Origin of the sequence: Pseudomonas coronafaciens pv. oryzae str. 1_6 (genome assembly GCF_000156995.2) — a bacterium.
Lineage (GTDB): Bacteria > Pseudomonadota > Gammaproteobacteria > Pseudomonadales > Pseudomonadaceae > Aquipseudomonas > Aquipseudomonas tremae.
In genome coordinates this window covers 1,564,647-1,585,187 of record NZ_CP046035.1, presented here as the reverse complement: position 1 = coordinate 1,585,187, position 20,541 = coordinate 1,564,647, and the positions used below count along the sequence as shown (strand labels likewise).

At 58.3% G+C, this 20,541-nt stretch carries 17 protein-coding genes; 5 read left to right on the top strand and 12 right to left on the bottom strand.

Going from position 1 to position 20,541, the window contains the following annotated elements:
- Positions 1-81: 81 nt before the first annotated feature.
- The 12 genes from POR16_RS07100 to mtnA all read right to left on the bottom strand — a co-directional run bounded on the left by POR16_RS07100 (position 82) and on the right by mtnA (position 15,704).
- Positions 82-1,098 carry an MraY family glycosyltransferase gene (locus tag POR16_RS07100; protein WP_122381180.1) on the bottom strand — a complete coding sequence of 339 codons (1,017 nt, stop codon included), beginning with the start codon at positions 1,096-1,098 and terminating at the stop codon, positions 82-84.
- Entirely contained in the window at positions 1,091-2,077 is a 987-nt protein-coding gene (locus tag POR16_RS07095; protein ID WP_024669877.1) for a UDP-glucose 4-epimerase family protein, read from the bottom strand. Before POR16_RS07095 ends, POR16_RS07100 begins: the two co-directional genes overlap by 8 nt.
- A gap of 193 nt (positions 2,078-2,270) precedes the next feature.
- Entirely contained in the window at positions 2,271-3,713 is a 1,443-nt protein-coding gene (locus POR16_RS07090; RefSeq protein ID WP_005889760.1) for an MBL fold metallo-hydrolase, read from the bottom strand.
- Between the two features lie 412 nt (positions 3,714-4,125).
- Positions 4,126-4,368: a LapA family protein gene (locus tag POR16_RS07085; RefSeq protein WP_005889759.1), complete on the bottom strand. Its 243-nt coding sequence runs from the start codon at positions 4,366-4,368 to the stop codon at positions 4,126-4,128.
- 24 nt (positions 4,369-4,392) lie between these two features.
- Positions 4,393-4,689: an integration host factor subunit beta gene (gene ihfB / locus POR16_RS07080; RefSeq protein WP_002554561.1), complete on the bottom strand. Its 297-nt coding sequence runs from the start codon at positions 4,687-4,689 to the stop codon at positions 4,393-4,395.
- A gap of 305 nt (positions 4,690-4,994) precedes the next feature.
- Positions 4,995-6,686, bottom strand: a complete 1,692-nt coding sequence (gene rpsA / locus POR16_RS07075; protein WP_002554562.1) for a 30S ribosomal protein S1 — start codon at positions 6,684-6,686, stop codon at positions 4,995-4,997.
- Between the two features lie 121 nt (positions 6,687-6,807).
- Positions 6,808-7,497: a (d)CMP kinase gene (cmk, locus tag POR16_RS07070; protein ID WP_005889756.1), complete on the bottom strand. Its 690-nt coding sequence runs from the start codon at positions 7,495-7,497 to the stop codon at positions 6,808-6,810.
- Positions 7,494-9,047: a prephenate dehydrogenase/arogenate dehydrogenase family protein gene (locus POR16_RS07065; protein WP_371906429.1), complete on the bottom strand. Its 1,554-nt coding sequence runs from the start codon at positions 9,045-9,047 to the stop codon at positions 7,494-7,496. The genes cmk and POR16_RS07065 overlap by 4 nt, the downstream gene beginning before the upstream one ends.
- A 108-nt stretch (positions 9,048-9,155) precedes the next feature.
- Positions 9,156-10,250: a prephenate dehydratase gene (gene pheA, locus POR16_RS07060; RefSeq protein WP_005889752.1), complete on the bottom strand. Its 1,095-nt coding sequence runs from the start codon at positions 10,248-10,250 to the stop codon at positions 9,156-9,158.
- Positions 10,250-11,335, bottom strand: a complete 1,086-nt coding sequence (gene serC, locus POR16_RS07055) for a 3-phosphoserine/phosphohydroxythreonine transaminase (RefSeq protein WP_005889748.1) — start codon at positions 11,333-11,335, stop codon at positions 10,250-10,252. Before serC ends, pheA begins: the two co-directional genes overlap by 1 nt.
- 203 nt (positions 11,336-11,538) lie before the next feature.
- Entirely contained in the window at positions 11,539-14,325 is a 2,787-nt protein-coding gene (gene gyrA, locus POR16_RS07050) for a DNA gyrase subunit A (RefSeq protein ID WP_005889746.1), read from the bottom strand.
- A gap of 302 nt (positions 14,326-14,627) precedes the next feature.
- Entirely contained in the window at positions 14,628-15,704 is a 1,077-nt protein-coding gene (gene mtnA, locus POR16_RS07045) for an S-methyl-5-thioribose-1-phosphate isomerase (RefSeq protein WP_053480516.1), read from the bottom strand.
- Between the two features lie 120 nt (positions 15,705-15,824).
- Between mtnA and POR16_RS07040 the strand changes: the two genes are divergently transcribed.
- The 5 genes from POR16_RS07040 to POR16_RS07020 all read left to right on the top strand — a co-directional run bounded on the left by POR16_RS07040 (position 15,825) and on the right by POR16_RS07020 (position 20,525).
- The gene (locus POR16_RS07040) at positions 15,825-17,156 is read left to right on the top strand and encodes a TRZ/ATZ family hydrolase (RefSeq protein WP_122381179.1); all 1,332 of its coding nucleotides are present in this window, start codon (positions 15,825-15,827) and stop codon (positions 17,154-17,156) included.
- Between the two features lie 83 nt (positions 17,157-17,239).
- On the top strand, positions 17,240-17,938 hold the full coding sequence (ubiG, locus tag POR16_RS07035; RefSeq protein ID WP_005889739.1) for a bifunctional 2-polyprenyl-6-hydroxyphenol methylase/3-demethylubiquinol 3-O-methyltransferase UbiG: 699 nt from the start codon (positions 17,240-17,242) through the stop codon (positions 17,936-17,938).
- Between the two features lie 3 nt (positions 17,939-17,941).
- On the top strand, positions 17,942-18,613 hold the full coding sequence (gene mupP / locus POR16_RS07030) for an N-acetylmuramic acid 6-phosphate phosphatase MupP (RefSeq protein WP_005889738.1): 672 nt from the start codon (positions 17,942-17,944) through the stop codon (positions 18,611-18,613).
- A gap of 30 nt (positions 18,614-18,643) precedes the next feature.
- Positions 18,644-19,384, top strand: coding sequence for a YciK family oxidoreductase (locus POR16_RS07025; RefSeq protein WP_005889736.1), 741 nt, complete (start codon positions 18,644-18,646; stop codon positions 19,382-19,384).
- A 214-nt stretch (positions 19,385-19,598) separates the two neighbouring features.
- The gene (locus POR16_RS07020; protein ID WP_005889734.1) at positions 19,599-20,525 is read left to right on the top strand and encodes a GGDEF domain-containing protein; all 927 of its coding nucleotides are present in this window, start codon (positions 19,599-19,601) and stop codon (positions 20,523-20,525) included.
- Positions 20,526-20,541: the final 16 nt, after the last annotated feature.

Genomic DNA, 20,541 nt, shown 5'->3' with positions numbered 1-20,541 from the left:
CGTTATGCTGCCGGTTGAACATCACTGGAACCGGCGCCTGAGAAACAACTACGTGTCTGAGACAACCGGAAACCCGCTTCGTTACATCCTTTCCGCTTCACCCGCCCTGAACCTCAGGGCCAGACAAACCAGCGGTACGTAGGCAATTGCCGTCCATGTCAGCCCATCGCCCCCCATCAGCGCTACCCACAGTGCCACGGGTAGCAGCCATACAAGATTGATCATCACGACGGCCAGCGTCACGGGCAGGTGCTTGCCGTAATCCCGCGAAGCGAACTGATAGGCGTGACTTCGGTGGGCTTCGTAGACTTTCTCTCTACGCAACAATCGGCGAATCAGGGTCAGGGTCGCATCGACGATAAACACGCCCAGCAGGATCGGCCAGCACCAGAATAGCTGAGGCGAAGCCCAGGAACCCTGAATGGATAGCAAACCGAGGACGATTCCGAGAAAACCGCTGCCCGCATCCCCCATGAATATCTTGGCCGGGGGAAAGTTCCAGCACAGAAAACCTGCCGCAGCAGCGGCCAGCAGCAGAGACTCCCACGATAACCCGACATGGCCCCCCAATGCATAAATGATGCTCATGCCCAAGCACACGGTCACCGCCTCGACGCCAGCAATTCCGTCGATGCCGTCCATGAAGTTGTAGAGGTTCAACATCCACACCAGATAGAACGCGGCAAGTACCTGGCCGAGCAGCCCCGGATCGAAGCTCCAGCCCATGATGCTGAGTGGCGCAAGCCCGCCCAGCCAGAACAAGGTCCAGCCGGCAGCGACAAAATGCCCGAGAAGCCGCCAGCGTGCAGCAATGTGCCCATGGTCGTCCATGAAACCGACCAGTGCCACCAGGCCTCCCGAACCGATGATGGCGGTAAGAGCAGACGCTGACAGGTGCCCGATCCCGGTCAGCAACGTTACGGCCAGGAGAAACGCGATGACAATGGCAACGCCGCCACCACGGGGAGTAGGCAAGGAGTGAGAGCTGCGCGCATTGGGCACATCAATCAGGCTTCTGGCCAGTGCGTATTTGCGCAGCAACCCCGTCAACGCCAGAGACAGGAGCGCAACCACCGCTACCGATAGCCACTCAATCATGCTTGTCATGTTCCAGATAATACCGAGCTGTATCGCGCATCGCGTGTTCAACACTCACAGGTGGATGCCAGTCCAGCATCGTACAGGTTTTACTGATATCGACCTGCAACGAGCTGCATAAACGCTGGGAAAACGCGCTCTTGCCCAACAACGTTGCCGCCCCTTTCAACACACTGGCCGGAACGGGCAGTAATCTGGCCGGTTTGCCAAGTGCCTTGCCCATCTCACGCAAGAGCCGACTGGTGGAAAGATCATCCCCGTCACTCACCAGAAACGTCTGCCCCGCAGCAGCAGGGTGCTCGACACAGCGCATTAGCAGATCAGCCAGATTGTCGACGGCGACCAGGCTTCGACGGTTATCAATGGCCCCGAGCGGCAACGGCACGCGCTTATCGAGCCAGCGCATCATGCTTTTGAAGTTGGCTTTGACCCCAGGGCCATAGACCAGCACCGGGCGAATGATCACGACCTCCAGGCCCGTTCGGACAGACAACTCGCGCAGCCCCTCCTCGGCCTTCAACTTGGAAACGCCGTAGGCGTCCAGCGGCTTGCAGGTGTCGTCGGCCGTGAACGGCGCGTTCGGCGCTGTAACCTCGCCATTGGCCTTGATGGAACTGAGGAAGATGAAGCGCTTCACACCTGCAGCTGCCGCCTGTTCGGCCAGGTTCAGGGTGGCGCTGACGTTGGCGCGAAAATATTCCTGGTCTGGCTCGGAAGCAGTTTCGGCGAGTACATGAACGCGCGCTGCACAATGCACAACTACCTTCGCACCACGCAGAAATGCCGCCCAATCATTATCCGGCGCAAGGGACTTTACCTGAACGACCTCCACACGTTGCGCAGGACACTGATACGCACCTGCGTTCCGGACAGCGACCCTTGCGGAATAACCGGTACGATCAATCAAATAACGAACGACAGCGCTGCCGACGAACCCTGTCGCACCTGTTATCGCAACCAATGCAACATCATCGCTCATGCAAGAACGCCCTTCCAAATCGGCCAAATATTCCTTATGTGACTCTTTTTGACAACTAAAATATTTTCAATCTATCTTGCCACTTCTCCAACCGCCTTCTTTACAACAGTTATGCCAGAACGCCGAGTGGTTAAAATGAACAGGCCGTTTTCGCCAGACAACTAGAACGCCCGCTCGGACCTATAAAAAACCGTCAGGGAATGACAAGATCCACAGCATGTTTTTGAAGAGCGTACTTACGGGATAACACAGTCCCCAGCGCTTCTTTGGCGGAGGCCTCGCCATGCACCAGGCGGACCTGCGCAGGCCACTCTTTCATACCAGTGACAAACTCGACAAGTTCAGCCTGATCTGCGTGGGCAGAATAACCGTTGGCGGTGTGAATACCCGCACGAATATCAAAACGCTCGCGGTCCAGCTCGACGTAGCCTCCCAGCGGGCCATGAGACTGAATGGCTGCACCCGGTGTGCCTTTGCCCTGATAACCGACAAACACCACATTATGTCGACGGTCGCCCAACATGGCTTTCAGGTAATTGACGATCCTGCCTCCTGCACACATGCCATTACCGGCAATGACAATGGCGGGACGCGCAGTACTTGCGAGGTAATTGACGGTGCGCAGGTGCTGCTCGTGAGTGTCTATACCGATCAACTGATCAAAACCCAACGGCTTTCTTCCGGCCCCCGAGCGAAGCCGGGCATCGTTATCCCAATAATCTTCAAATGACTGGTAGAGCTTCGTGAAACGACTTGCCAGCGGTGAATCGAGAATGACCGGCAACCGTGACCAGTCGCCAGGCAGGATGTCGTCGCCGTCGAGCCGAGCAGAGCCTTCGCCGGCCTGACTCAGCAGCATCTTGCGCCGCAGAATGTCCTCCAGCTCATAGAGCAACTCCTGAGTACGACCGATACTGAAGGCTGGAATCAGGACCGTGCCGTTGTCTTCCAGCGCCTTGTCAATGATTCGCTCGAGCCCTTGCTGGCGAGTACTGCGATCCTCATGAAGACGATCACCGTATGTGCTTTCCAGAACCAGAATGTCTGCGCGCTCCGGAGGCTTTGGCGCAGGCAGGAACGGCGTATGACTGGCGCCCAGGTCTCCGGAAAAAACCACGCGGATGGAGCGCCCTTCCAGCGGGTAGTGCAGGTCGCATTCCACATATGCCGAACCCAGAATATGCCCGGCACGCTGCAGGCGAACCTTGCAATGCAGCGATTCGTGATCGATCAGGCTGAACCAGTTATCGAACGGCAACGCAATGACCCGCTTGTTAATGGTCTCGAGGTGTCGCTCGGCCTGTGCGGGATCGTGGGCGAATGCAATTTTAAGCGTGTCCTCCATGACCAGCGGCAGCATGTGAGCGCTGGGCTCGCTGCACAGTATCGGCCCTGTATAGCCTGCCGCCAGCAATTCGGGAATACGTCCGACATGGTCATTATGGACGTGAGTGACCAGCAGCGCCCTGATGCTCTCGGGGTCGAAATCGAACGATGCTGACTCGACCCGCCCTTCGCGCCCCTGGACCGAACCGCAGTCGATCAACAGGCTGCTTGAACTGTTCATGAGCAGTTGATGGCATGAGCCGGTGACAGTATCGACAGCGCCGTGGTGAATGATTTCCGGGTAAGACATGCAGTTACCTTTTGTTGCCTTCCTGAATCGGTGGCGAGTGCCACAATCCGACTTCAGGCCTGGGCCGTTATTTCGGCGCATTCTGCACTTGAACAACTTATTTTCAAGACTTGACACAACGCTGTTACAGAAACGGCTATCGTCACTGAATGCAACTATAGCCGTACGCCCCTTGAGAATGGGCACTCTGTTTTAAAAAGAGAATATTCCTACGCGCAGCAGTAACATTTACTCAACTAACGCGAGAATAAACTGACGATATTATAAGTACGAATTTCGGTAAAAAACCGGATGGTGTGCTGAAATACACTACAGCACACGTGCAAGGCGTGCCGTTTTATCGAGGAGAGAAGTCGGCTGGCTTTCAGATGACATCGTCACACCAGCAACCGAAGAGGCCTGAAGACTCTACTCAGGCAGAACGAACGGAAGGCGAACGTTTTTTACGAAAGCTGGTAATCCACGCCAGAAACGGGCCTATGAGCATGCCCAGAAGCAGCGCTATGACTACAGGCAAAGCCAAAGGAAGCTCCGGCGCTGACCAGCCAAACAGGTTCACGGCAACGGACTGCCGATTTTCAAGCACAAATACGGTTGTCGCCAAGGCAACGAAAAGGACGGCAACGATCAGAATGACTCGTTTGAAAATACGCATCTGTTGATCCTTTGGTGGGCGGCTTCAAAAGCCCTCTTCTTCATCTTCGTTCACCCGGTCTCGAAGCTCTTTGCCCGGCTTGAAATGCGGTACAAATTTACCATCGAGACTGACCGATTGGCCGGTCTTCGGGTTACGCCCTACTCGCGGTGCACGGTAATGCAGAGAGAAGCTGCCAAAACCCCGAATCTCGATTCGGTCACCGGTTGCGAGGCACTGAGACATTTGTTCAAGCATGGTCTTGATGGCCAGCTCGACATCCTTGGATGAGAGCAGCCCTTGATGGGTGACAATTCGTTCGATCAACTCCGACTTCGTCATATTTTTCCCTTCTTTTTCAAGCAGCTAGATCAGCGCTCCGAAGGTTTTAGCATGACCGGATGAATTTGAACAGCCCATGTATTGACTTATGTTCAACGCTGCCAACCAGGCACAAAGCGTTTACACCCTTGTTACAGGAAAGAGACACCAGAACCCACGATGAGCTGACAGGGCCCGAGAGGCTATTGAAGGCGTTTTACGACCAAAGCCGTACATGACAGGCTGAAGGGATAACAGCGGTGTGGCCCGAATGGCGAGCATGAAAAAGGGCGACCGAAGTCGCCCCTTTTATGGTCAAGCAGAACTTAGTTCTGTTTTTCCATTTGCGCGCGCAGCAGGTCACCAATAGTGGTAGGACCAGTGCTTTCAGCAACTTCAGGCTTGCTACGCAGGCTCTGGATTGCTTCTTTCTCGTCTTCAACGTCTTTCGACTTGATGGACAAGCTGATTACGCGGCTCTTGCGGTCAACGCTGATGATCTTGGCTTCGATCTCTTCGCCTTCTTTCAAAACGTTACGCGCGTCTTCAACGCGGTCACGGCTGATTTCGGAGGCTTTGAGGGTCGCTTCGATGTCGTCGGCCAGAGTGATGATGGCGCCTTTGGCGTCAACTTCTTTAACGATACCGCGAACGATTGCGCCTTTGTCATTGACAGTGACGTACTCGGAGAAAGGATCGCTTTCCAGCTGCTTGATACCCAGCGAGATGCGCTCACGCTCAGGATCAACCGACAGAATCACAGTGTCGAGCTCGTCGCCCTTCTTGAAGCGACGTACGGCTTCTTCGCCCACTTCGTTCCAGGAGATGTCGGACAGGTGAACCAGACCGTCGATGCCGCCGTCCAGACCAATGAAGATACCGAAATCGGTGATCGACTTGATGGTGCCGGAGATTTTATCGCCCTTGTTGAACTGGCCAGAGAAATCTTCCCATGGGTTGGATTTGCACTGCTTGATGCCGAGGGAGATACGACGACGCTCTTCGTCGATGTCCAGAACCATGACTTCCACTTCGTCGCCAACCTGAACGACTTTCGAAGGGTGGATGTTCTTGTTGGTCCAGTCCATTTCGGAAACGTGTACCAGGCCTTCCACGCCTTCTTCCAGCTCTGCGAAGCAGCCGTAGTCGGTCAGGTTGGTAACACGCGCGGTAACGCGGGTGCTTTCCGGGTAGCGAGCCTTGATAGCAACCCATGGGTCTTCACCCAGTTGCTTCAGACCCAGGGAAACACGATTGCGCTCGCGATCATACTTCAGGACCTTTACATCGATCTCATCGCCAACATTGACGATTTCCGATGGATGCTTGATGCGCTTCCAGGCCATGTCGGTGATGTGCAGCAGGCCATCGACGCCACCCAGATCGACGAATGCGCCGTAATCGGTGAGGTTCTTGACGATACCTTTGACTTGCTGGCCTTCCTGCAGGGACTCGAGCAGAGCTTCGCGCTCGGCACTGTTCTCGGCTTCCAGGACACTGCGACGGGAAACGACAACGTTGTTGCGCTTCTGGTCCAGCTTGATGACCTTGAACTCGAGCTCTTTGCCTTCCAGGTGAGTCGTGTCACGCACAGGGCGGACGTCAACCAGAGAACCAGGCAAGAACGCACGGATGCCGTTAACGTCGACAGTGAAGCCGCCCTTAACCTTACCGTTGATAACGCCCTTGACCACTTCTTCAGCTGCGAAAGCCGCTTCCAGAACGATCCAGCACTCGGCACGCTTGGCTTTTTCGCGGGACAGCTTGGTTTCGCCAAAGCCATCTTCGACCGCGTCCAGCGCAACGTGAACTTCATCGCCGATCTTGATGGTCAGCTCGCCAGCGTCGTTGTGGAACTGTTCCAGCGGGATGAGGCCTTCAGATTTCAGACCGGCGTGAACCGTAACCCAACCAGCCTGGTAGTCGATATCCACGATTATCGCGGTGATGATCGAACCGGCCTGAAGGTTGAGGGTCTTTAGGCTTTCTTCAAAAAGTTCTGCAAAGCTTTCGCTCATTTTAATTCCTGTTGATCAAGGGCGAAGAATACGCCCATCTGCCACGCTCCAGACAACGTGGGTTTCGTTCAAGTAAAAGAAAGCCTGCGGGACTATGACTGGTCTCCCGCATGCTTCTTCGTCACCCGGCGATATCGCGGAGTGCGATTTCGCTCAGAATGCGTTCAAGCACCTGCTCGATGGACAACTCGGTGGAATCCAGCTGTATGGCGTCGTGCGCCGGCTTGAGCGGTGCTACCGCTCGCTGGGTGTCGCGCTCGTCGCGCGCACATATCTCATCTAGCAGACTCGACAGACTAACATCATCGCCCTTGGCCTTCAACTGCAAGTAACGTCGGCGCGCACGCTCCTCGGCACTGGCGGTGAGGAATATTTTCAGCGGGGCGTCCGGAAACACGACCGTTCCCATGTCGCGGCCATCAGCCACAAGCCCCGGTTCTTCCTGAAAGGCGCGCTGGCGCAACAACAGGGCATCGCGTACCGCCGGCAATGATGCAACTTGCGAAGCGCCGCTTCCGACCTGCTCATTGCGAATGGCCTGAGTGACATCTTCGCCCTCAAGGATGATGCGCTGCCCCTGCCCTTCCCGGGTCGCCTCGAATTGCACGTCCAGGTGAGCGGCAAGGACCTTGAGCGCTTCTTCGTTGGTCAGGTCGACGCCATGATTGCGCGCGGCAAAAGCCAGCAAGCGATACAAGGCACCGGAATCAAGCAGGCACCAGCCAAGCTTTCTGGCCAGCAATCCGGCAACCGTGCCTTTTCCGGAACCGCTAGGTCCGTCGATGGTAATAACGGGGGGTTTGATCTTCACTTTTTGTCCTCTTGCGCTACACGCATGCCGACTTGAGCGCACAGCGCCAGAAAATGGGGAAACACTGTGGCGGCATCCGCACAATTCTGAATACGGATGGGCGCCGAAGCCCGTAACGATGCAACGCGAAACGCCATGACGATACGCTGATCACCGCGAGCATCAACCTCGCCGCCATCTGGCGTGCCGCCTTCGATAATAATGCCATCCAGCACGGGCTCGGCCTCGATTCCGAGGGTGAGCAGCCCGTCAGCCATCAGCCTCACACGCTCTGCCTGTTCAGCCTGCAGCGCCTGTGCGCCGCGCAGAATGGTACGCCCTTCTGCGCAGGCTGCGGCAACCAGAAGCACTGGAAACGTGTCGATGGCCAGCGGAACCAGCGCCTCCGGGACATCGACGCCTTTCAGCCTGGCAGAGCGCACGTGCAGGTCTGCCAGCGTTCCGCCTGCCGTTGCACGGACGTTTTGCAGCGCAATATCGCCACCCATAAGGCGCAGAACATCTATAGCCCCCTCGCACGCCGGGCTGACGCCGACATCTTCCAGCAGCAAGTCACAGCCTTCGCTGATCGAGGTGGCGACCATAAACAGCACCGAGGACGTGACATCAATTGGCCCTTTGATGCGATGACTTACACCGTCACCGGAGCGGACTGCGGCGTTACGCTGATCGCCGGGCGCCGCATCCACGCGCGCGCGGCTGGCCAGAATTCTGCCGAAATGCTCGCGAGCCGCGCGAGCACGCGTGAATACGTCCAGCAACTGCGGCCCATCGCCCGCATCGACAGCATCGCGCAAGGCATCGAGATCACTGCGAAAGGTATCCAGCGTTCGCAACACCGCCTCGCGATTGGCCATGAAGATGTCATGCCACATGGTCGGATCACTGCCTGCGATACGTGTGAAATCACGAAAGCCGCCGGCAGCGTACCTGAATATTTCGAGGTTTTCGTTACGCTTGGCCAGCGAGTCCACCAGACCGAACGCCAACAGGTGCGGCAGATGGCTGGTTGCGGCCAGCACTTCGTCGTGGCGCTCGACCTGCATGTGCTCTACGTCGGCGCCCAGAGCGGACCACAACTGATCAACGACTGCAACGGCATGCGGGTCGGTTTCGGCCAGCGGAGTCAGGATGACCTTGTGGCGCCTGAACAGCGCAGCATTGGAGGCCTCGACGCCGCTTTGCTCGGACCCGGCGATCGGGTGCCCCGGCACGAAACGCGACGGCATCTGCCCGAATGCCTGTCGCGCAGCCCGGACCACGTTGCCCTTGGCACTGCCGACATCGGTCAGTATTGCGCCGCCGAGGTCAAGTGGCGCGAGCAACGCAAGCAGCTTCTCCATCGCCAAAATCGGCACAGCCAGTTGAATAACGTCGGCGCCGCAGCAGGCCAGGGCCAGATCCGCTTCACAGCGGTCCACAACGCCCAGCTCGACTGCCAGCTCACGTGACCTTGGGTCGAGATCGACCCCGACCACTTCCCGGCAAAGACCGCTCTCGCGCACACCCTTGGCAAACGAGCCGCCAATCAACCCGAGCCCTACTACCACCAGTCGACCGATCAGAGGCCGGACAGGCTGTTCTGAAATCACATCAACCACGCGAACACACCTGACAGACCGGCAAGGCAAAAAACAGACAGATCATGTACCGCCCCCTCAAAGAACCGCTTTAGGGTAAGAACCCAGCACCTTCAAGGCCACGGCTTCGCTACTGATTTTTTCCAGCACGGACTTGACCAGCGGATCCTGATGGTGACCGACGAAGTCGATGAAGAACACATAGGTCCACTTGCCACTGCGTGACGGACGGGTTTCGATCCGCGTGAGGTCCAGCCCGCTCTCGTGGAACGGCACCAGCAATTCATGCAGCGCGCCCGGCTTGTTGCTCATCGAAACAATGATCGAGGTCTTGTCATCGCCGGTAGGCGGGACTTCCTGATTACCAATGATAAGGAACCGTGTCGAGTTGTCCGGGCGGTCTTCGATCTTTTCTGCAAGGCGGCTCAGGCCATAAAGGCCTGCTGCCATATCGCCGGCAATGGCCGCAGAGTTCCACTCACCCTTGACCCGCTTGGCGGCCTCGGCATTGCTGGCCACCGCAACCCGCTCGACATTCGGGTAATGCGCATCCAGCCATTTACGGCACTGCGCCAGCGACTGGGCATGTGAATAGATACGCGAGATGCTCTGCGTCTTGGTGCTTTCGCCCACCAGCAAATGGTGGTGGATGCGCAGCTCGACTTCGCCACAGATCACCATGTCGTGCTCGAGAAAGCTGTCCAGCGTGTGGTTGACGGCGCCTTCGGTGGAGTTTTCCACCGGGACCACGCCAAAATTCACCGCACCGGCGACCACCTCGCGAAACACCTCGTCGATGGCGGCCATCGGCAGGCTGATGACCGCATGACCGAAGTGCTTCATCGCGGCAGCCTGAGTAAACGTGCCTTCCGGACCGAGGTAGGCGACCTTGAGCGGCTGCTCAAGGGCCAGGCAGGAAGACATGATCTCGCGGAACAGACGCGCCATCTCTTCGTTGCTCAACGGCCCGCGGTTACGCTCCATAACCCGCCTGAGCACCGCAGCTTCGCGCTCGGGACGATAGAACACCGGCACCTCGCCTTCAGCCAGCGAGGACATTTTCACCCTGGCCACTTCCTGTGCGCAGCGAGCCCGCTCACTGATCAGCTCCAGAACCTTTTCATCGAGGCTGTCGATACGGACGCGAAGCGCCTTGAGTTCTTGCTCGGACATCAACCGTGCTCCTTCTCGAAGTCTTTCATATAGGCCACCAATGCATTGACCGCATTGAGATCCACCGCATTGTAGATAGAAGCGCGCATGCCACCGACCGAACGGTGGCCCTTCAGGTTGAGCAGGCCATTCGCATCGGCACCGGCCAGAAACGGCTTGTCGAGACGATCATCCGCCAGACGGAACGGGACGTTCATCCACGAACGGTCAGGCTTGTTAATGGGGTTGCTATACAGCCCGCTGGCATCGATGAAGTCATACAGCGTGCGCTGCTTGATGTCGTTCAGCTTGCCGATTGCCTCCACACCGCCTTGCTCTTTCAGCCATTCAAACACCAGCCCCGACAGATACCAGGCCAGCGTCGGCGGCGTGTTGTACATCGAGCCGTTGTCGGCAGCGACCTTGTAATTGAGCATGGTCGGGCACAGCGAACGCGCGCGCCCCAGCAGGTCCTCGCGAATGATCACCACCACGATGCCACTGGGGCCGATATTCTTCTGCGCACCCGCGTAGATCATGCCGAAACGCGATATATCTACCGGACGCGAGAGAATGTCCGAAGACATGTCGGCTACCAGCGGCACGTCACCGATCTCCGGGATCCAGTCGAATTGCAGACCACCGATGGTTTCGTTCGGTGCGTAGTGAACGTAGGCCGCGTCCCGGGACAGCTTCCAGTCGTTCTGGCCAGGGATGGCGAAGTAATCGTAAGCCTTGGCGCTGGCCGCGACGTTGACTGCGCCGTAACGCGACGCCTCATCAATAGCCTTCTGCGACCAGATACCGGTGTCGATGTAATCGGCCTTGCCGTCTTCAGGCAACAGGTTCAGCGGGATCTGCGCGAACTGCTGGCTGGCGCCGCCTTGCAGGAACAGCACCTTGTAATGGGAGGGAATGGACAGCAGATCGCGAAAATCCTGCTCGGCCTTGGTGGCAATGGAGACAAACTCGTCGCTGCGGTGGCTCATCTCCATGACCGACAAGCCTTTGCCGTGCCAGTCGAGGAGCTCCGCCTGGGCACGCAGCAGAACAGCTTCAGGAAGCGCAGCAGGACCTGCGCAGAAGTTAAAGGCTCGCTTGCTCATATCCACTCTCGTCAAATACGTTGGGTCTGTACGCGCTTGTTTCTGGATGCTGCATCACGAGCAGGCAGCCGCCATGGCGGTCGGCAGCTCGTTACGAAAATTCTGATCCGGTTCAGGCTGGCCGAATGCCGCAAGGGCTGGACTTGCCCGTGACGCAGATGCAATCACAGACGAGCCAGCCCTTACCTGATTTACGTTACAACTCAGTTCTGAGGTTCGTCATCATCGGCTGCTGCGTCGGCCTGCAGGTCTTCACCTGCATCCTCGACGTCCGCATCAATAACACCTGCAACCAAACCATCAACAACCTCTTCGCCCTCAAGCTCTTCGCCTTCGACTAACGATGGTTCCTGAACACGCTCCAGGCCAACCAGTTTTTCGTCGCTGGCCAGCTTGATCAGGGTCACGCCTTGAGTGTTACGACCCAGGCTGGACACTTCTCCGACGCGGGTACGCACCAGTGTGCCCTGGTCGGAGATCAGCATGATTTCCTCGCCATCAAGCACTTGAACTGCACCGACCAGGCGGCCGTTTCGCTCGTTGCTGACCATGGCGATAACGCCCTGCCCGCCGCGCTTGTACTCGGGGAACTCGGAGATGGCCGTACGCTTGCCGTAGCCGCGCTCGGAAGCGGTAAGGATCTGGCTGCCTTCTTCCGGGATCAGCATCGAAATCAGCTTCTGCCCTTCAGGCAGACGCATGCCACGCACACCGCGAGCCGTACGGCCCATGGCGCGAACGTCGGATTCCTTGAAGCGGGTAACCTTGCCGCCGTCGGAGAACAGCATGATTTCCTGTTCGCCGTCAGTGATGGCAGCAGAAATCAGGATGTCGCCTTCGTCCAGCTCAAGGGCGATCAGACCGACGCTGCGCTGACGGCTGAATGCCACCAGCGGAGTCTTCTTGACCGTGCCGTTGGCCGTGGACATGAAGATGAACGGAGCCTTCTTCTTATCGGCAGCCTTGATGCGGGCCTTGCGCTCTTCTTCGGTTTCGTTGCTGTTTTCCGCGTCGTCCAGCTCGGCCTCGAGGGCCTCGCCTTCTTCGTCGGCACGCTTGCGCATGGCTTCGAGATCGACCGGCAGCATGGTGGTGATGTACTCACCGTCGCTCAATGGCAACAGGTTGACCAGCGGGCGACCACGTGCAGCGCGCGAGGCTTCCGGGATCTCGTAGGTCTTGAGCCAGTAAACCTTGCCCTTGCTGGAGAACATCAGCAACGTGGTATGGCTGTTGGCAACCAGCAGGTGAGCGATGTAGTCCTCATCCTTGATGCCGGTAGCCGACTTGCCCTTGCCACCGCGACGCTGGGCCTGATAGACCGCCAATGGCTGGGTCTTGGCGTAGCCACCGTGAGAAATGGTGACAACGCGCTCTTCTTCGGTGATCAGATCACCCAGGGTCAGGTCCAGACGCGCATCGAGAATTTCGGTGCGACGGGCATCGCCGTACTCGGAACGGATGAGTTCGAGCTCTTCGCGGATCACTTCCATGAGGCGCGTGGCGCTGTTCAGGATGCGGATCAGCTCGCCGATCTGAGTCAGGATTTCCTGATATTCGCCCAGCAGCTTCTCGTGCTCCAGACCGGTCAGACGATGCAGACGCAGCTCCAGGATGGCCTGAGCCTGTTCCGGCGAAAGGAAATACTTGCCTTCACGCAGACCGTATTGCGGATCGAGGTTTTCAGGACGGCATGAGTCGGCACCGGCACGCTCGACCATTTCGACCACGGCGCTCGATTCCCAAGGCGTCTTGATCAGCGCTTCCTTGGCTTCGGCAGGTGTCGGCGAGGCCTTGATCAGCGCGATGACCGGGTCGATGTTGGACAGCGCCACGGCCTGACCTTCAAGGATATGGCCACGCTCACGCGCCTTGCGCAGTTCGAAGACGGTACGGCGGGTGACCACTTCACGGCGGTGGCGAACGAACGCTTCCAGCAGATCCTTGAGGTTAAGGATGCGCGGGCGACCGTCGATCAACGCAACGATGTTGATACCGAAGACGCTTTGCAGCTGGGTCTGGGCGTAGAGGTTATTGAGAATGACCTCAGGCACTTCGCCACGGCGCAGTTCAATGACCACGCGCATGCCGTCCTTGTCGGACTCATCGCGCAGTTCGGTGATGCCTTCGAGTTTCTTTTCCTTGACCAGTTCGGCGATCTTTTCGATCAGCCGCGCCTTGTTCAACTGGTAAGGCAGCTCGGTGATGACGATCTGCTGGCGACCACCCACCTTGTCGATGTCTTCGACGATGGAGCGGGCACGCATGTAAATGCGTCCACGGCCGGTACGATAGGCTTCGATGATGCCGGCGCGACCATTGATGATCGCTGCGGTCGGGAAGTCCGGGCCGGGGATGTATTGCATCAGTTCGTCGATCGTCAACTCGGGGTTGTCGATCAGCGCCAGACAACCGTCGATGACTTCACCGAGGTTGTGCGGCGGGATGTTGGTCGCCATGCCCACGGCGATACCGCTGGAACCGTTGACCAGCAGGTTGGGAATACGGGTCGGCATGACCGCGGGGATCATTTCGGTGCCGTCGTAGTTCGGCACCCAGTCCACTGTTTCCTTGTGCAGGTCGGCCAGCAGCTCGTGAGCCAGCTTGGTCATGCGCACTTCGGTGTATCGCATGGCCGCAGCGTTGTCGCCATCGACCGAACCGAAGTTGCCCTGGCCGTCTACCAGCAGGTAGCGCAGCGAGAATGGCTGAGCCATACGAACGATGGTGTCGTACACAGCCGTGTCGCCGTGCGGGTGATATTTACCGATCACGTCACCAACCACACGGGCGGATTTCTTGTACGGCTTGTTCCAGTCGTTACCCAGCTCGCTCATTGCGAACAACACGCGCCGGTGCACGGGCTTCAAGCCGTCGCGCGCATCGGGCAGTGCCCGACCCACAATTACGCTCATTGCGTAGTCGAGGTAGGACTGCTTCAGCTCGTCTTCGATATTGACCGGGAGGATTTCTTTGGCCAGTTCGCCCATGAGAAGCCTGATTCCTTTTTCTGGTGAAACCTCATAAATCCATTCGGGATTTACAAAGCTCGCCGCTGCCAGCATTTGCAGGCAGCGACTTACGACAAATCAACGAGTTATGCCATGAATCTACGCAGCGTGGACGACCATTGTCAGTGTCCCCGGAAACCGCCGGATGTTACCACAATCGCGGAGGCGCTCACATCCTTTGCAGGCCCTGAAAGCGAGCCACCAGCCCACAAGACGCCTGAGAGACGCTTACAGGCTCGCGCAGCCGCTTTGCGCAAGCGGCGAGGCGTGGAGCCCGGGGATCAATGAAGGTGTTTGCGGCTCATTAATTGCGCCATGCGTGCAGTGTCGGGACGCTCGACAATGCCTTTTTCGGTCACGATGGCGTCGATGAGGTCTGCCGGCGTCACATCGAACACCGGATTGAAGGCCTCTACGTCAGCGCCGACCCGCTGCCCGCCTACCTCAAGCAGCTCACGACCATCACGCTCTTCGATGATGATGTCGTCGCCGCTGGCCATATCCATATCGATGGTCGAACTCGGCGCCACGACCATGAAGCGCACGCCATGATGCATGGCAGCGACTGCCAGCTGATACGTGCCGATCTTGTTCGCCACATCGCCATTGGCCGTGATGCGGTCGGCGCCGACGATCACCCAAGTAATGCCTTTGGTGCGCATCAGGTGGGCGGCGGCAGAGTCGGCATTGAGGGTCACCGGGACGCCTTCGTTGGCCAGTTCCCATGCGGTAAGCCGCGAACCCTGCAGCCAGGGCCGGGTTTCACCGGCGTAGACCCGCTCGATCATGCCTTCAAGGTGCGCGGCGCGAATCACGCCCAGCGCAGTGCCGAAACCGCCCGTGGCCAGCGCCCCGGTATTGCAGTGGGTCAGCACTGTCTGGAGATTGCCTTGGTGCCGGCGAATCAGATCGGCGCCCAGCTGCGCCATGGTCAGATTGGCTTCGCGGTCGCTCAGGTGAATGGCCACTGCCTCGGCCTCCAACGCCGCCAGCGGGTTGTCGCCGTTCTTGACCCGCATCAACCGGTCACGCATACGGTTCAATGCCCAGAACAGGTTCACTGCGGTCGGTCGCGAATCGGCCAGCAACTGCAGGTCTTCTTCCAGCGCCGGATACCAGTCGCCGCCCTCTTCTATACGGGCACGAGCGCCCAGCACCGCGCCATAGGCGGCACTGATGCCGATAGCAGGCGCACCCCTGACCACCATTGTGCGAATCGCCTCGGCGACCCCGGCGGCAGTGGTGTAGCGGTGCCAGACCTCCTCGAAAGGCAGCACCCGCTGGTCAAGCAGGTACAACGCGTTGTCTCGCCAATCGATGGCCTTTACCTTCTCTGCAGCCAACAGTCGATCGCGCATCGCCAACTCCATCTTGAACATCCGAAACCCAGCATCAAAAGCCGCTGATTATAGCGAGCAGTCCGCGAAGACGCTCGGGTATACTTCGACATCAACGTAATAAGCTTTGGAAACCTTCTCATGCCGAACGCCACGCCACCGCTCGACCTGCTGCTCCTGCCCACCTGGCTGGTGCCGGTCGAGCCCGCGGGCGTAGTGCTCAAGGACCACGGTATCGGCATCTACGACGGCCTCATCGTCTATATCGGCCCACGGGCCGAGGCACTGCGCCACGATGCCCTGCAGGTGCAAGAGCTACCTGGCATGCTGCTCAGCCCCGGCCTGATCAACGCCCATGGCCACGCAGCAATGACACTGTTTCGCGGCCTGGCCGACGACCTGCCGCTGATGACCTGGCTGCAGGACCACATCTGGCCTGCCGAGGGCAAGTGGGTCGATGAAGACTTCGTGCGCGATGGCACCGATCTGGCCATCGCCGAGCAGCTCAAGGGCGGCATCACCTGTTTCTCGGACATGTATTTCTACCCCAAAGTGGCTGCCGAACGCGTCCACCTCAGCGGTATGCGCGCGCAAATCACCGTGCCGGTGCTGGACTTTCCGATTCCGGGTGCCCGGACCACCGATGAAGCACTGCACAACGGCATCGAACTGTTCAACGACCTGGCCCACCACCCGCGTATCAAAATTGCCTTTGGCCCGCACGCGCCCTATACCGTGGGCGATGAAAACCTGGAAAAGATCCGGGTCATCGCCGACGAACTCGATGCCATGATCCAGATGCATGTCCACGAAACCGCCTTTGAAGTCGAACAGGCCGTCGAGCAACATCAGGAACGCCCCCTTGCCCGGCTCAATCGCCTGGGCATGCTCGGCCCGCGGTTTCAGGCCGTACACATGACGCAAATCAGCGATGAAGACCTCGAACTGCTGGTGGAAAGCAATTCCAGCGTTATCCATTGCCCCGAGTCCAACCTCAAGCTGGCCAGCGGTTTTTGCCCGGTCGAGCGACTATGGCAGGCGGGTGTGAACGTTGCAGTGGGCACCGACGGCGCGGCCAGCAACAATGACCTCGATCTGCTCGGCGAAACGCGCACTGCCGCCCTGCTCGCCAAGGCGGTCGCCGGTTCGGCCACAGCTCTGGATGCCCACCGGGCATTGCGCATGGCAACCCTCAATGGTGCCCGCGCGCTGGGCTTGCAGGACGAAACCGGCTCGCTGGAGCTTGGCAAGGCCGCAGACATGGTCGTTTTCGACTTGTCCAGACTGGCCCAGCAACCGATCTATGATCCGGTGTCTCAGCTTATATATGCCACGGGACGCGACTGTGTGAGCCACGTCTGGGTGGCAGGCAAACACTTGCTCGACGATGGCCACCTGACCCGCATGGATGAGCATGCACTGCGCGACACTGCCATTGCCTGGGGCCAGCGTATTTCCGGCAAAATCGAATAATTCGATCCGGACCGAACACATGCCAGTCTGGTTCATCTATACCAGACTGATGAAAACGAATTTTGAGTTCAAGAGGGACACCCATGAGCAACGTCGACCGCGCAGAAATCGCCAAATTCGAGGCCCTGGCCCATCGCTGGTGGGACCGCGAAAGCGAATTCAAGCCGCTGCATGACATCAACCCCTTGCGTGTCAACTGGATCGACGAGCGCGCCAGTCTGGCCGGCAAGAAGGTTTTGGACGTCGGTTGCGGCGGCGGCATTCTGAGCGAGGCGATGGCACTGCGCGGCGCAACCGTCACCGGTATCGACATGGGCGAAGCGCCACTGGCAGTGGCGCAGTTGCATCAGCTCGAATCCGGTGTCAGCGTCGAGTATCGGCAGATCACCGCCGAAGACATGGCCGAAGAAATGCCCGAGCAGTTCGATGTGGTGACCTGCCTGGAAATGCTCGAGCACGTCCCGGACCCTTCCTCGGTGATTCGAGCCTGCTACCGCATGGTCAAGCCCGGCGGCCAGGTGTTTTTCTCGACCATCAACCGTAATCCCAAGGCCTACCTGTTTGCCGTGATCGGTGCCGAATACATTCTCGGCCTGCTGCCGCGCGGCACTCACGACTTCAAGAAATTCATCCGCCCTTCCGAGCTGGGTGCCTGGAGCCGCGATGCAGGCCTTCAGGTCAAAGACATCACCGGCCTGACCTATAACCCGCTGACCAAGCATTACAAACTTGCCTCCGACGTTGACGTCAACTACATGATCCATACCCTGCGGGAGGCATAAGACATGCGCTTGAGAGCAGTTTTATTCGACATGGATGGCACCCTGCTCGACACCGCGCCCGACTTCATCGCCATTGCTCAGGCGATGCTGGCGGAACGCGGCCTTCCCGGCGTGCCGGACAAACTGATCCGCGACGTCGTCTCCGGGGGCGCCAAAGCAATGGTCGCCGCCGCCTTCGCAATGTCTGCCGATGCACCGGAGTTCGAGGCATTGCGTGTGGAGTTTCTGGAACGCTACCAGCGTGACTGCGCCACCCACAGCAAGCTTTTCGACGGCATGCCCGAGTTGCTGGCCGATATCGAGAAAGCCGGTCTGATCTGGGGCGTGGTGACCAACAAACCGGTGCGATTTGCGCAGCCAATCATGGATCAGCTCAAGCTCTCGGAGCGCTCGGCGGTACTGATCTGCCCCGATCACGTCACGCACAGCAAACCGCACCCAGAGCCAATGATCCTGGCTTGCAAGATGCTCGACCTGGACCCAGCCAGCGTGTTGTTCGTAGGCGATGACCTGCGCGATATCGAATCAGGGCGGGACGCGGGCACCAAGACTGCTGCTGTTCGCTACGGCTACATCCACCCCGACGACAACCCCGACCACTGGGGCGCCGATGTGGTGGTCGACCATCCGCTAGAATTGCGCAAGGTGCTGGATAACGCCGTGTGCAGTTGCTGAACCCGCCATTATTAATGAAAGAGGCCATTCATGTTTGATTACTCCGCGCGCCCGGACCTGCTCAAAGGCCGGATCGTTCTGGTTACCGGAGCCGGTCGCGGGATTGGCGCAGCGGCTGCCAGAAGCTATGCCGCACACGGCGCAACCGTCCTGCTGCTGGGCAGAACCGAGAGCAGCCTGTCTGAGGTGTACGACCAGATCGAGGCGGCAGGCCAGCCACGACCGGTAGTCATACCGTTCGACCTGGAAATCGCCGGCCCGGGCCACTACCAGGAACTGGCAGGCATGATCGAGACCGAGTTCGGTCGTCTCGACGGTTTGCTGCACAACGCATCGATCATTGGTCCGCGCACCCCGCTGGAACAGATATCCGCCGAGGAATTCGCGCAGGTCATGCACATCAATGTGAATGCCACTTTCATGCTGACCCAGGCGATGCTGCCGCTGCTCGAACTCTCGGAAGATGCCTCTATCGCGTTCACATCCAGCAGCGTCGGCCGCAAGGGACGTGCAAACTGGGGCGCCTACAGCGTGTCGAAATTCGCTACCGAAGGGCTGATGCAAACCCTCGCTGACGAGCTCGATGGCGTGACCGCCATACGCGCCAACAGCATCAACCCGGGTGCCACGCGCACTGGAATGCGAGCACAGGCCTACCCCTCCGAAAACCCTCTGGACAACCCTGCACCCGAGGACATCATGCCGGTCTACCTGTACCTCATGGGGCCGGACAGCAAGGGCATCAACGGACAAGCCCTGAACGCTCAATAAACTGACACGCCCCCGTGTGCTTGTGACAAAAAACTGTCACAAGCGCGGCTTTTTGCGCTTCTTAAAGCCAAGGAATTGCCGAAAATTCGTCACTGTCAGAGAGCTGACGTCAGCTAAACCACTGATTTCAATATGTCTAGGCAAAAATGAACCGAATCGCGACACGTCCCCTCTAACCCAGCCAAGCCAGCAATATGTGCTGAGGAGCGAAGAGATGAATTTTCCTACCCAGACCCATGCAATCGATTTCGATACGGCTGAATTGCAGAGACTTGGCTTTCGAAATCGACCTGACGCCGTACTCCCACCCCCGTCACTGCCCGAGCTGATTTACCAGCTTGGGCGCCAACTGCAGACCAGTCTGGAGGCAGAGCGGATATTGACCCTGTTCTTTCAGGGAGTGCAGCGGTTCCTGCCATTAAGCGGTCTGATCTATAGACACGTTGAAAGTGACCTGCACCTGCGGCTGGGCGAGGTGTCATCCAACAGTGCGAGTTTTCACTTGCGTCATGAAGGTAAATTCATCGGCGAACTGGAGTTCCAGTGTGCCAAGCCCTTTGACACCCGGCAATTGAGCGACCTTGAGTCCTTGCTGGTCTGCCTGCTGTACCCGCTGCTCAATGCATTGCTGTACCGCATCGCCACTCAGAGCGCACTTCGTGACTCGCTGACCGATACCGGCAACCGTATCGCAATGGACCAGAGCCTGGCCCGGGAAATAGAGGTTTCTCGTCGCCACAAGCAGCCGCTGTCGCTGCTCATGCTGGACATTGATCACTTCAAGAAAGTGAATGATGAATACGGCCATCACACGGGTGACGACGTGCTGAAAACCGTCGCGCACAGTCTGAAGACGCAGTTGCGTAATATTGACCGCGTGTTCCGCTATGGCGGGGAAGAGTTTGTGGTGATTCTGTCGAACACCGACTCCGATTCAGCTGAACTGATCGGTGAACGATTACGCCAGGCGGTACGAGACCTCGAGTTTCAGGAGCTTGATCCGACGCTGAACATGACTGTCAGTCTCGGCTGTTCGACGCTGCTGTCAACGGAAACGGCCGACAGCCTGCTGCGCCGGGCCGACAACGCTCTTTATGTTGCAAAGCGTCAAGGCCGAAACCGCCTTGCGATGGCCAGCTAGCGTCGCGACCTCTCCC

Excerpts from the sequence above, each read along its gene's own strand:
- POR16_RS07100 (WP_122381180.1), bottom strand. The coding sequence starts at position 1,098 with ATGATTGAGTGGCTATCGGTAGCGGTGGTTGCGCTCCTGTCTCTGGCG.
- POR16_RS07095 (WP_024669877.1), bottom strand. The coding sequence starts at position 2,077 with ATGAGCGATGATGTTGCATTGGTTGCGATAACAGGTGCGACAGGGTTC.
- POR16_RS07090 (WP_005889760.1), bottom strand. The coding sequence starts at position 3,713 with ATGTCTTACCCGGAAATCATTCACCACGGCGCTGTCGATACTGTCACC.
- POR16_RS07085 (WP_005889759.1), bottom strand. The coding sequence starts at position 4,368 with ATGCGTATTTTCAAACGAGTCATTCTGATCGTTGCCGTCCTTTTCGTT.
- ihfB (WP_002554561.1), bottom strand. The coding sequence starts at position 4,689 with ATGACGAAGTCGGAGTTGATCGAACGAATTGTCACCCATCAAGGGCTG.
- rpsA (WP_002554562.1), bottom strand. The coding sequence starts at position 6,686 with ATGAGCGAAAGCTTTGCAGAACTTTTTGAAGAAAGCCTAAAGACCCTC.
- pheA (WP_005889752.1), bottom strand. The coding sequence starts at position 10,250 with ATGTCCGAGCAAGAACTCAAGGCGCTTCGCGTCCGTATCGACAGCCTC.
- serC (WP_005889748.1), bottom strand. The coding sequence starts at position 11,335 with ATGAGCAAGCGAGCCTTTAACTTCTGCGCAGGTCCTGCTGCGCTTCCT.
- gyrA (WP_005889746.1), bottom strand. The coding sequence starts at position 14,325 with ATGGGCGAACTGGCCAAAGAAATCCTCCCGGTCAATATCGAAGACGAG.
- mtnA (WP_053480516.1), bottom strand. The coding sequence starts at position 15,704 with ATGCGCGATCGACTGTTGGCTGCAGAGAAGGTAAAGGCCATCGATTGG.
- POR16_RS07040 (WP_122381179.1), top strand. The coding sequence starts at position 15,825 with ATGCCGAACGCCACGCCACCGCTCGACCTGCTGCTCCTGCCCACCTGG.
- ubiG (WP_005889739.1), top strand. The coding sequence starts at position 17,240 with ATGAGCAACGTCGACCGCGCAGAAATCGCCAAATTCGAGGCCCTGGCC.
- mupP (WP_005889738.1), top strand. The coding sequence starts at position 17,942 with ATGCGCTTGAGAGCAGTTTTATTCGACATGGATGGCACCCTGCTCGAC.
- POR16_RS07025 (WP_005889736.1), top strand. The coding sequence starts at position 18,644 with ATGTTTGATTACTCCGCGCGCCCGGACCTGCTCAAAGGCCGGATCGTT.
- POR16_RS07020 (WP_005889734.1), top strand. The coding sequence starts at position 19,599 with ATGAATTTTCCTACCCAGACCCATGCAATCGATTTCGATACGGCTGAA.